Below are 11,779 nucleotides of genomic sequence, written 5' to 3'. Positions count from 1 at the left end.
AATATTTTATATAAATTTGGATCATTACATTTTTTTATATTTTACTAACAACAATGAAGAAACATTTACTTTTGATCAGCACATTAGCCATTACGTTGATAAGTGCACAAAACAATGAGGCATTAAAAAGAGAGTTTGAAAGACAAAACAAAGAGAACAACGAAAGGTTTGACTCTTATGTTGCCAGGAGATATGGCAGTGACAGAAGCCCTGAAACACAAAAGCTAATACAGGAAATGAGAGCTAATCTTGCAGGTTTCAGCGGGGATGTTCCCAATTTTTATCAGACTGATGATCAAAATCAAATCTTCAACAATAACGTAGATGCCATAACAACCGCAGGAGGGATCACTGGACTTGCAACGGCATTTAAAGGAGAGGGAATCAAATATACTGTATTCGACGGTGGAAGGATATATGCTCCTCACATAGCTTTTAGCAACGCTCCCAACAGAATTACGAATATGGAGACAGACACCAATGAATACAGCAGCCATTCTACCGGTGTAGCCAGTATTCTTGGCGCTATGGACTCTCCGTTACAAACCAGAGACCAGAATGGAAATATCACGGGATCAGGAAACGCAAAAGGTATTGCCCTTAATTCAACAATGGATTCTTACAGATTCGCCCAGACGACTTTACCTTCAGGCTTAACTACAGACATCTTTGGCAAAATCCTGATTGCACAACCTAAAATTTCCAACCATTCGTATGGTGTAAATCCAGGGTGGACATACGGAACCACATCCAGCGGATATCCTTACAACGCATGGTATTGGAATGGCAATTATATTTCAGGAAATAATTATGACCTCATGGGAACTTATTATACTACTGATAAACAATATGATGCCATTGTATACAATAATCCTACTTATACCATTGTAAAATCAGCAGGTAATTACTTCGCCTATGGTCCGGGTTATAATGGCACAACGAGTAACGCTTATTATTTTACGTCAACCGGTGTTTCGCCTTATCCCGCCGGTGCTGCTCCTGCAGCGAATTGCTCACAGGGATATGATTGTATCGGCTATGGTTCTTTAGCAAAAAATATTATTGTTGTAGGGGCTACCAATGTAATCTCTTCCAACAATAACCGATATACCACATCAACCGATGTTGTAAAAGCAAGCTACAGCAACGCAGGGCCAAGAGACGACGGAGGTATCAAACCTGATATTTCCGCTCCCGGCACCAACATCTGGATGGCCTCTACAGCAGAGGACACCACAGGAAGCACAACCTGGCAAATCAATAGCGGAACATCAATGGCTGCTCCCCAGGTTGCAGGGATCATAGGCCTTTGGATGCAGATTTATAAATCATTATTCAATAATGCAGAGTTAAATGCAGCAGCCTCCAAAACGCTAATGGTACATTCCGCTCTTGAAGCCGGAAACATTGGCCCTGATCCTTGGTACGGATGGGGATTCATCAACGCCAAAAAAGGCGCTGAGCTGCTTGTAGGAAAATCCAACAATACAGTTATATTCAATAATGAGACCTTAAACAACGGTACAGTTAACACTAAAACAATTAAAGCTTCAGGAAGTGAACCTCTGAAAGTAACTTTATCATGGATTGATCCTGAGTTTACCGTCAGCAACCAATGGTCAGAATTATATAACAACAGAAATTCCAGACTGATTAACGATTTAGATGTAAGAATCATTAATACGACCACCAATACAACGTATTTCCCATGGAAACTGGATGCCAACAGTCCGATGACTCCGGCCACAAAAGGCGACAATATTGTAGACAATGTTGAACAGGTAGTCATAGATAACCCTACACCAGGCACTGTTTATCGCATTGAAGTTTCCCATAAGGCAACTTTAAAAAACAACGCTGTTCCGGCTGTGACTGCGCCACAAGATTATTCTATATTAATAACAGGCTTCAATGAAGTGCTGGGAACCCAGGAAACCGGATTCGGAGCACTAAATGGAATTGCAATCGCACCTAGCATTACAAAAGATATTACCCATATATTGAAAGCTCCCAAGAAGTCCACTTTCAGCATTTATGATCTTTCCGGCAAAAAACTGCAAAGCGGCACCATCAATAATGATAAAGAACCGGTAGATTTATCTTCTTATACAAAAGGAATCTATATCATTGAAATAAAAACAAATAAAGAAGTTATTTCTAAAAAAGTGATTAAAGAATAACCTTTAAATACACGGATTTTCTACAAAATACTAACAGTTGTTAGTATTTTGTTTTTTTATGTATATTTGCTTCCTATGGAAAATACACTTCACGAAAAAGTTTCTCAGGATATTTTGCTGAAAGCATACAATCATATGATGCTGGCTAAAGCAATGGCTGATATTTATGAAGAAAATAGAAATATCTGTAAATACGTTCATAGTACATCAAGAGGTCATGAAGCTATCCAATTGGCAACCGCATATCAATTGAAAAAAGAAGACTGGGTTTCTCCTTATTACAGAGATGAAAGTATTCTTTTAGGAATAGGTTTCGAGCCTTACCAACTCATGCTTCAGCTATTAGCCAAAGCCGAAGATCCTTTTTCGGGAGGAAGGTCTTACTATTCTCACCCTTCAAGCAGGGATGAAAATAAACCAAAGATTATTCATCAAAGTTCCGCTACAGGAATGCAGACTATCCCGACCACGGGAGTGGCACAGGGAATAAAATATATCCAGGAATTCAATCTTCAGAATTTTGAAAATAACCCGGTGGTGGTATGTAGCCTTGGGGATAATTCCGTAACGGAAGGGGAAGTAAGTGAAGCGTTACAATTTGCGGCATTGCATCAGCTCCCTATTATATTTCTGGTTCAGGATAACGAATGGGGAATTTCCGTTACCAAGGAAGAAGCCAGAACCTGCGACGCTTATGATTTTGTAGCAGGATTCACAGGATTAAGCAGAATGAGAGTGGACGGAACTGATTTCATAGAAAGCTTTGAAGTTATGAAAAAAGCCGTGGATTTTGTAAGAAATGAAAGAAAACCATTAGTAGTTTGCGCTAAAACGGTACTGATCGGCCACCATACTTCCGGAGTAAGAAGGGAATTCTATAGAGATGAAGAAGATTTAACCAGACACAGGGCAAAGGATCCGGGGGAAATCCTCAGAAAACAATTGCTGGAAGCCGGCATTGATGAAGATTTGTTAAAACAGATCACCAAAAAAGCACGTCTTGAGGCGGAAGAAGCTTTTGAACGAGCTAAAAAAGCAGAGGATCCAAAACCTGAAACAGTCATGCAGCACGTGTTCGCTCCTACTCCAATCACAGAAGAGACCGGAACCCGCGAACCTGCCAACGGAGAAAAGATCGTTATGGTGGATGCAGCCATTCATGCTATACAGGAACTGATGTGGAAGCACCCTGAAGCCTTACTTTACGGACAGGATGTGGGAGAAAGAATCGGAGGTGTTTTCCGTGAAACAGTAACATTAGGGAAAAAATTCGGAAACAAAAGAGTTTTCAACACTGCTATCCAGGAAGCCTATATCATTGGTTCTACAGCCGGAATGAGTGCCGTGGGGCTAAAACCTATCGTTGAAGTTCAGTTTGCAGATTATATTTATCCCGGAATCAATCAGCTGATCACGGAAATTTCGAAGTCCAGCTACTTAAGCGGCGGAAAGTTCCCGGTTAGCAATATTATCCGTGTTCCTATCGGAGCCTACGGCGGTGGCGGCCCTTATCACAGCGGAAGCGTAGAAAGTATTTTAGCCAACATCAAAGGAATTAAAATTGCTTATCCAAGTAATGCCGCTGATTTTAAAGGATTACTAAAAGCGGCTTATTATGATCCCAACCCGGTTATCATGCTGGAACATAAAGGGCTTTACTGGAGTAAAGTTCCGGGCACTGAAGATGCAAAAACCATAGAACCCGCAGAAGACTATATTCTTCCGTTTGGAAAAGGAAAAGTAATCATCGAAGCCGGCAAGGATGAGATCGAAAAAGGAAGGACTTTGCTCGTAGTAACTTATGGAATGGGAGTTTATTGGGCTAAAGAAGCGGCTAAACAATTCCAGGGAAGAGTTGAAGTAATCGATTTAAGGACTCTGATTCCACTGGATGAGGAACTTGTTTTTGAAAGAGTAAAAGCACATGGAAAATGTATTGTTCTGACAGAAGAACAGCTCAACAACTCTTTTGCAGAAGCATTCGCTCACCGTATTTCTAAAAATTGTTTCAGATATCTGGATGCCCCTGTTGAAGCAATGGGGTCTTTAGATGTACCTGCGGTTCCTATTAATCTCGTACTGGAAAAAGAAATGCTGCCTAATGCGGAGAAGCTTTCTAAAAAGATAGAAGAAATGCTGAAATATTAATTCTCAATAAATTTTAAACCTCTGAAAATTTTCAGAGGTTTTTTTGTGCATTTTTTTCACTATTTTTATTTAAGATTACAGACTCAAAAGCAGACTCTTACAATGCAGGAAAAGTTTAATAATTATTCAGCAGAAGTTGCCGGAAAGCAAACCGTAATACAGTTTGGTACTTATTTTGTCTGTACACGCAAAACACATCCATCTTTATGATCACAACCAAATATGTCAATTATAAGCAGGTTCTCAATCTATCCGGTGTACATCTTATTTTAATTTCTATCTGGTGTACCCTGATTGCCGTTCTATTTTATTTTTTCAACTGGCATTGGATGACTATCCCATGGGTTCCCGTAGCCCTGATCGGTACGGCAGAAGCATTTTTGGTCGGTTTTAAAAATAACCAGGCTTATGACAGGCTTTGGGAAGCCAGAAAAATATGGGGTGGAATTGTGAATTCCAGCCGTTCATTTGCTTCGATGGTGTATGCTTTTGACACTAAAAATGAAGAAATAGGCGTTTTTGACCTTGAAGACCGCAAAAAAAAGATTGTCAACCGTCATATTGCATGGCTATATACTTTCCGCGAGCAGCTGCTGATCCCTGCGGAATGGGAACACATCAGCAATACCCAAACGAAGTTCGGAAATATCAACCTGAGAAGAAACAGATTAATCAAAGCGGGATTTCCTGATTACGGAAGAGCTCCTATTTTCCTGCATAAATACCTTTCCGAAGAAGAATATGAGCTTAAGAATCACTATAAAAACTTTGCCACCTACCTGATTTCCCAACAGGCAAAAGATATCAATGAACTGAAAAACATGAATGCCATCACAGATTTCAATCAGACACAGCTTCAAAACAGCCTGAATGAATTTTACGGCTTCCAGGGACAGGCAGAAAGAATCAAAAAATTCCCTTCTCCAAGACAGTTTGCCAGTACTGCTTTTGTTTTTAATATTTTGTTTATTACCCTGCTTCCTCTAGGATTAGTGAATGAGTTTGCCAAGTTAGGAGACTGGGGAATCTGGACTTCCATCCCTTTCTGTATCATTATCGGATGGATCTACATCATCATGGAGCTGGTGGGGGATTATTCTGAGAATCCCTTTGCAGGACTTATGTTTGATGTTCCAATGCTTTCCATCTGCAGAACTATTGAAATAGATCTGCTTCAGATGGGTGGAGAAACCGATCTTCCTGATCCTATTTCCTCTAAAAACGGTGTATTGGTGTAATATTCAGGCGGACAACATGTGATGTCACTGTCCCGGAATCACTTTAAATTCAATTATAAAGTAATTGCAGTTGTATTTTTTACTTCAGAAATCATAAATGAACTCTGGGTACTTGCAATATGCTGAAGTGTAGTAAGCTTGCTTAACATAAAACTGCGGTAGTCTTCAATATCTTTTACTCCTATTTTTAAAATATAATCATAATCTCCGCTCACATGAAAGCATTCGGTAACTTCCTGGAGATTCATGACTTCTTTTTCAAACTGCAATACAAATTCTTTTTTATGTTGCGTCAGTTTAACATGACATAAAACCATAAAGTTTTTCCTGACCTTTTGCCTGTCTAACAATGCCACGTACTTTGAAATAATGCCTGCATTTTCCAGCTTTTTTATCCTCTCATAAACAGCAGTAACAGATAAACCCAGTTTTCCGGACAGTTCTTTGGTGGTTTGTTTGCAATCTTCCTGCAAAAAAAGAAGCAGTTTTTTATCAATTTCATCAAGTTCCATAGATAAATTTTTGGTGAATTCTTAATATTTTCGAAGATACCAAATATATTTTCTATATAAACAATATTTTACAGTTTTATATTCTAAATATTCAAATTTACATTGTAATAATTATGAAAATAATGCAAATTAGGCAGATAAAATAAAAACAATGTTTATGGAAAAATTTAATGCAGCCAACGAGATCCAGGACCTTCAGTACTTTGGTGAATTCGGGGGAGTAAATCCTTCTATTTCTGACAGCTCTACCTATACATTTCTTTCTGCCAAAACGATGTTCGATACTTTTGAAGGAAATGCAGAAGGATGTTATTTATATTCCAGACATTCATCTCCCATGAATCTTTATCTGGCCCAGGCTCTTGCCAAAATGGAAAATACGGAATCTGCCAATGTTACAGCATCAGGAATGGGGGCTATTACTTCTGTTTTAATGCAGCTTTGTAAAAGTGGAGATCATATTATTTCAAGCAGGACTATTTATGGTGGAACGTATGCTTTTCTTAAAAACTTTCTGCCCCAGTTCAATGTAGCCACTACTTTTGTGGACATCAACAACTTTGAGGTTATAGAAAATGCAATTACTCCGGATACAAAAGTTATCTATTGTGAAAGTGTAAGCAATCCGCTCCTTGAAGTGGCAGACCTCAGAAAGCTTTCAGAAATTTGTAAAAAACATGATTTGAAATTAGTGGTTGACAATACTTTTTCACCACTTTCTATCTCTCCTCAGCTATTCGGAGCAGATATTGTTATCCACAGTTTAACGAAATTCATTAACGGAAGCAGTGATACGGTGGGCGGAGTATACTGCGGCACACAGGCATTTATTGATGATACCAAAAATGTAAATTCCGGAGCATGCATGCTTCTAGGGCCTACTATGGACAGCCTGAGATCATCAAGTATTCTTAAAAATCTCAGAACACTGCATATCAGGATAAAACAGCATAGCCACAATGCCTTATATCTTGCTGAAAAATTTGAAAAAGATGGCTTAAAAGTATCCTATCCCGGATTACCGTCTCACAAGAATCATGAGCTAATGAAAAGCATGATTGATGAAGAATACGGATATGGAGGGTTACTGACCCTGGATGCCGGAACAACCGAAAAAGCCAATGAGCTGATGGAGCTGATGCAGGAAGCCAATCTCGGTTATCTGGCCGTAAGTCTCGGTTTTTATAAAACATTATTCTCATGCTCAGGAAAATCCACTTCCTCTGAAATCCCTGAAGATGAGCGTGCCGCTATAGGAATTTCTGACGGATTAATCAGATTCTCCATCGGTCTGGATCATGATATCAAAAGAACCTACCATAAAATGAAAGAATGTATGCTGAAAGTAGGTGTCCTCAACCATGAAAACATTTCTATATCTTAAATTTATTGTACAAGTAAGGCTGCCTCTAATATGAGCAGCCTTTTTGTTTTATTGCAATCCCGAACTGATATTTATATTGGGGTCTGAACATATCCGTGCAATCAGTAAAATAAGCAGGGATATGGTACTCTATTATTTTTTATAGTAATGATGAGGGAAAGCCTCTTCAGGTTTCATTCTGAAAACATTTAAAAGGATCCACGACTTTAAAAACCCGTAACCATAGGAAAACATCTGGATATAGGTAGAAATTACCGCCATTCCGGCAATGCTTATATTTTTAGTCAGTAACATTGCATGAAAAAATACCAGAAAGGTGTAAAGCCCGTAAAAAGCAAGGATAATTCCCCTGTGCAATAGAAAGTATTCAAAAAAGCCCATAATATATCCTAACATAAACAATGTAGGAAAAGCAAATGATATTTTTACATAGTTGGGATGTCTCTGGTTAAGAATAGGCCGTGCGCACCCAAACTGATACACCTGTCTGGAGAATTTTCCAAAATCTACCCTACGCTTATGATAGACTGCAATGTCATCAAAAAAAGCTGTTGTAAAGCCATTTTCCCAAAGCGTCATAGATAAATCCGGATCCTCTCCTATCCGCATTTCGGAAAAACCACCCACTTTTTCGAAAACTGCCTTTTTCACTCCCATATTGAAACTTCTGGGTTGAAACTTTGAAACAGCTTTCTTGCTTCCTCTGATGCCACCTGTTGTAAAAACCGATGTCATAGAATAGGAGATGGCTTTCTGCATCAGATTAAAGCCTTTATGAGCCTTATCAGCACCTCCGAATGCATCGCATGGAATCGTTAAAATGTCATTTTTAATATTTTCAATATAGTCTTTCTCAACAATTACATCACTGTCTACAAAAATCAGCCATTCATTAGCTGCTCTTGCTGCCCCGTAATTCCTTGTTAATCCCGGCCCTGAATTATCTTTTCTGAAATACTGAATATCTAGGATTCCTTCAAAATGATGAATGGTAGGCTTCAGATCAATCAGGGAACCATCATCTACAATAATGATTTCAAACTCTTTATCAGTCTGCTGAGTAAGGGAATTCAGCAACTCAAAAAGTTCGTCTTTTCGGTTGTAAATGGCAACAACAATGGAAATACTAGGCTTCAAATTTAAAATTTTTCAAAATTACTTATTCAGGCAACAAACTGCAAACAGTTTAACAGCTTCTTCGGAGAAATTAACTTTTATGTGAACCCAAATAAAAATGCCTGATTTAAAACAGATATATAATTACCTATGAAACAAAAAAAGTGATCAAACCATAAACAACTTAAAAGCATTTTTGAGAATCTTTAAAACAATAAAGTCAAATGCAGCGAATACCAGGAGCCACTGCACTTACTTTTTCTGTAAAACATCTGGATCTTTTGGATCCTCCTTTTTAGATTTTTCGTCATAATTCAGACTCTTTTTGTCAGAAGATGAACGTGAACCGGAGGTAAACAAATCCAGGATATCTAAAATGATGTCAAATACATCTAAAAAATTCCAGGACATCAGTTTATTGTTTTTAAATCCTACTTGTTATCCTCCAGTTTATGTACTTTTTTTGTCCCTTCGTACATTTCGTACTGTAAAAATCTTGTTTCCAGTTTCCCGTTGAAAAGTTTGATTTTTCTTGAAGGACGTAAACCGATCTTTTTCACAGCTTCCAGATCAGACGAAATCAACCATGCAAGTGTATTGGGATAATTTGTTTTAAAAGTATCTCCGATTTTTTTGTAGAAGTCATCATCATTGATAGCAATTCTCTCATCATATGGAGGGTTGAATACCATTAATAACGGGAAAAGTTCTTTTTTGGAATCAAAGAAATTCTGCTTTTTGATTTCAATGACATCCTCCATTTCTGCAGCTTCTACATTCATTCTTGCAGCATTCAGCATCCGTGCATCAATATCATACCCTACAATCTTTCCTTCAAATTGCCGTATCCTATTGATTCTAAACTTTTTAATTTTTGAGAATAATTCCGCGTCATAGTTTTTCCAGTTCTGAAATCCGAATCTCTTTCTGAAAATCTGGGCCGGAAGATCCATAGCGATCATTGCTGCTTCAATCAGTAATGTTCCCGAACCGCACATCGGATCAAGGAAATTACCTTTCCCATCCCAGCCTGCAAGCTGCAGCATTCCACTTGCCAGAACTTCGTTAATCGGTGCCTCCCCTTGTTCTCTTCTATACCCTCTCTTAAATAAAGGGTCTCCCGAAGAATCCAAAGAAATCATAACCAACTCCCTGTCTATATGAAGATGGAATTTCATATCCGGATTTCTCGTTTCAACATTAGGACGTCTTTTATACTTTTCCTGAAAATAATCCACAATGGCATCCTTCATTTTCAAAGTTACAAACTGTGAATGCTTGAAAGTTTCAGAATTCACCGTAGCATCAATGGAAAAAGACTGGTCCACATCCATAAATTCATCCCATTCAAACCTGAATAACCTGTCGTAAAACTGATGCTGATTAAACGCCTTAAATTCATGAATAGGCACCAATATTTTCAAGGCTGTCCTTGCAGAATAATTGATCTTATAAAGAAAACCAAGATCCCCTTCACAATTCACCGCCCTGTTTTTGATCTCTACCTTTCTTCCGCCTAGTTTTTTAATTTCTTCCGCAAGAATCTGCTCCAGGCCGAAGAATGTTTTGATCTGTATTTGTAGATTTTCTGTGTCCATAAATGATAATTAAAAGATTTAAAATAGTAATAATTAAAAGATTAGCTATTCAACGCATTGACCAATTGAATTTTTCAATCTCTTAATGTTGTAAAATACTTTGCTTTTAACCGCACAAATTTAGTTATTTTTGCATTATGGAATGGTTTGAATCTTGGTTTGATACCCCTTATTATCATCTTTTATATAGCAACAGAGACTATACTGAAGCCGAAAACTTCATCACAAAGCTTACTGCAGAGCTTCAGCTTCCGCCTCAGTCTAAAATCATAGATCTAGCCTGTGGTAAAGGGAGACACTCTGTTTTTCTTAACAAATTAGGCTACGATGTGCTTGGATTAGACCTTTCAAGACACAGTATTGAGTCTGATAAACAATTTGAAAATCAGACCCTGATTTTTGAAGTTCATGATATGAGAAACCCGATTGATGCAGATCCCATGGATGCTGTTTTCAATTTATTTACAAGTTTCGGATATTTTGACAGCGAAGATGATGATAAAAAAGTTTTTCAATCCGTTTATAATGTCTTAAAACCCGGCGGGTATTTTGTACTGGATTATCTGAATGAAGAATATGTGAGAAAGACATTGGTTCCTGAAACGGTAATCACCCGTGGGAATATTGACTTTAAGATTTTGAAAAAAATTGAAGGGAGGCATGTTATCAAAGATATCCGCTTTGAAGCAGACGGCAAACCTTTTCATTTCTTTGAAAGAGTAAAACTACACACGCTGGAAGAAATCCATGCATATGCTTCTGAATATGGTTTTGAAAGAATAAAAATATGGGGAGATTATCAGCTGAATGAATTTAATAAGGAAAACTCTCCACGGTGTATCAATTTATTTAAGAAAAAATAATGATAACAGTACTTTTACTGATCTTAAGTGTACTCGCAGGAGTATTCCTGGGAAAACACTTTGGTAAAAAGGAAAAACTGGCCAAAAATCTTTTGATTTTAAGTGCCGGTTTTTTGATTACAATATGTCTGAATGAAGTTTTCCCGCAAGTCTACACTGCTTCAGAAAGCAGCAGCCTTGGAGTATTTGTCATTGCCGGTGTTCTTTTGCAGATGATCCTGGAAGCCCTGACCAAAGGTTTTGAACATGGTCACTTTCATCATCATAATGATCACAATGTCCTTCCGGTAGCATTAATGATAGGGTTGTTTATTCATGCTTTTATCGAAGGAATCCCTCTTGCCAATGAGGAACATGAGATATCCCCTTATCTTTTAGGAATTGTATTTCACAACCTTCCTATTTCATTTATTTTAGGAGCATTTTTGTTCAATGGAAAAAAGGACTCCAAAAGCTCCTCATACCCTTCCTTGCTGATTATAGCTCTTTTTGCCTTAGCATCGCCGATGGGAATGCTGCTGGGGAATTATTTCAATCCGGATCTTCAGCCTTATTTTCTGGCTATTGTAGGAGGAATCTTTCTCCACATTTCATCAGTTATTATTTTTGAAAGCAATAAAAACCATAATATTGACTGGATTAAAATCGGATTGGTGGTCCTTGGAGTTTCGCTGGCATTAATAATGCATCTCTTCCATCATCATTAAAATACAATAAAAGCTCCGTTAATTCCGGAGCTT

At 38.0% G+C, this 11,779-nt stretch carries 10 protein-coding genes; 6 read left to right on the top strand and 4 right to left on the bottom strand.

Translation table 11 applies throughout. The features are described from left to right. Positions 1 to 53 precede the first annotated feature (53 nt). The 3 genes from OK18_RS14115 (at position 54) to OK18_RS14105 (ending at position 5,566) form a co-directional block, all read left to right on the top strand. Positions 54 to 2,180, top strand: coding sequence for a S8 family peptidase (locus OK18_RS14115; protein WP_053328387.1), 2,127 nt, complete (start codon positions 54 to 56; stop codon positions 2,178 to 2,180). Positions 2,181 to 2,255: 75 nt separating this feature from the next. Next, a complete protein-coding gene (locus OK18_RS14110) occupies positions 2,256 to 4,328 on the top strand; it encodes an alpha-ketoacid dehydrogenase subunit alpha/beta (RefSeq protein WP_053328386.1) in 2,073 nt (690 codons plus the stop codon). Positions 4,329 to 4,534: 206 nt separating this feature from the next. Then, positions 4,535 to 5,566: a bestrophin family protein gene (locus OK18_RS14105; RefSeq protein WP_053328385.1), complete on the top strand. Its 1,032-nt coding sequence runs from the start codon at positions 4,535 to 4,537 to the stop codon at positions 5,564 to 5,566. Between the two features lie 53 nt (positions 5,567 to 5,619). Here OK18_RS14105 and OK18_RS14100 read toward each other — a convergent pair whose 3' ends face one another. After that, positions 5,620 to 6,078, bottom strand: coding sequence for an Lrp/AsnC family transcriptional regulator (locus OK18_RS14100; RefSeq protein WP_050021465.1), 459 nt, complete (start codon positions 6,076 to 6,078; stop codon positions 5,620 to 5,622). A gap of 157 nt (positions 6,079 to 6,235) precedes the next feature. Here OK18_RS14100 and OK18_RS14095 point away from each other — a divergent pair, with 157 nt between their 5' ends. Further along, positions 6,236 to 7,462 (top strand): aminotransferase class I/II-fold pyridoxal phosphate-dependent enzyme, encoded by a 1,227-nt coding sequence (locus OK18_RS14095; protein WP_053329380.1) that lies wholly within the window; start codon positions 6,236 to 6,238, stop codon positions 7,460 to 7,462. 132 nt (positions 7,463 to 7,594) lie between these two features. Here the strand turns inward: OK18_RS14095 and OK18_RS14090 are convergent, their stop codons facing one another. The 3 genes from OK18_RS14090 to OK18_RS14085 all read right to left on the bottom strand — a co-directional run bounded on the left by OK18_RS14090 (position 7,595) and on the right by OK18_RS14085 (position 10,176). After that, complete coding sequence (locus OK18_RS14090) at positions 7,595 to 8,599, bottom strand: glycosyltransferase (protein WP_053328384.1); 1,005 nt, start codon at positions 8,597 to 8,599, stop codon at positions 7,595 to 7,597. Positions 8,600 to 8,830: 231 nt separating this feature from the next. Then, positions 8,831 to 8,989 (bottom strand): hypothetical protein, encoded by a 159-nt coding sequence (locus tag OK18_RS21275; protein ID WP_156173290.1) that lies wholly within the window; start codon positions 8,987 to 8,989, stop codon positions 8,831 to 8,833. Positions 8,990 to 9,009: 20 nt separating this feature from the next. Continuing rightward, complete coding sequence (locus OK18_RS14085) at positions 9,010 to 10,176, bottom strand: THUMP domain-containing class I SAM-dependent RNA methyltransferase (protein WP_053328383.1); 1,167 nt, start codon at positions 10,174 to 10,176, stop codon at positions 9,010 to 9,012. A gap of 137 nt (positions 10,177 to 10,313) precedes the next feature. Between OK18_RS14085 and OK18_RS14080 the strand changes: the two genes are divergently transcribed. Then, the gene (locus OK18_RS14080) at positions 10,314 to 11,039 is read left to right on the top strand and encodes a class I SAM-dependent DNA methyltransferase (RefSeq protein ID WP_050021468.1); all 726 of its coding nucleotides are present in this window, start codon (positions 10,314 to 10,316) and stop codon (positions 11,037 to 11,039) included. Between the two features lie 2 nt (positions 11,040 to 11,041). Then, positions 11,042 to 11,746 carry a ZIP family metal transporter gene (locus OK18_RS14075; RefSeq protein ID WP_050021581.1) on the top strand — a complete coding sequence of 235 codons (705 nt, stop codon included), beginning with the start codon at positions 11,042 to 11,044 and terminating at the stop codon, positions 11,744 to 11,746. Positions 11,747 to 11,779: the final 33 nt, after the last annotated feature.

The organism is Chryseobacterium gallinarum (assembly GCF_001021975.1).
Lineage (GTDB): Bacteria > Bacteroidota > Bacteroidia > Flavobacteriales > Weeksellaceae > Chryseobacterium > Chryseobacterium gallinarum.
Note: the sequence above shows the minus strand (reverse complement) of the source record. Positions and strands in the feature narration are given on the sequence as shown.

Excerpts from the sequence above, each read along its gene's own strand:
- OK18_RS14105 (WP_053328385.1), top strand. The coding sequence starts at position 4,535 with ATGATCACAACCAAATATGTCAATTATAAGCAGGTTCTCAATCTATCC.
- OK18_RS21275 (WP_156173290.1), bottom strand. The coding sequence starts at position 8,989 with ATGTCCTGGAATTTTTTAGATGTATTTGACATCATTTTAGATATCCTG.
- OK18_RS14095 (WP_053329380.1), top strand. The coding sequence starts at position 6,236 with ATGGAAAAATTTAATGCAGCCAACGAGATCCAGGACCTTCAGTACTTT.
- OK18_RS14110 (WP_053328386.1), top strand. The coding sequence starts at position 2,256 with ATGGAAAATACACTTCACGAAAAAGTTTCTCAGGATATTTTGCTGAAA.
- OK18_RS14100 (WP_050021465.1), bottom strand. The coding sequence starts at position 6,078 with ATGGAACTTGATGAAATTGATAAAAAACTGCTTCTTTTTTTGCAGGAA.
- OK18_RS14080 (WP_050021468.1), top strand. The coding sequence starts at position 10,314 with ATGGAATGGTTTGAATCTTGGTTTGATACCCCTTATTATCATCTTTTA.
- OK18_RS14115 (WP_053328387.1), top strand. The coding sequence starts at position 54 with ATGAAGAAACATTTACTTTTGATCAGCACATTAGCCATTACGTTGATA.
- OK18_RS14085 (WP_053328383.1), bottom strand. The coding sequence starts at position 10,176 with ATGGACACAGAAAATCTACAAATACAGATCAAAACATTCTTCGGCCTG.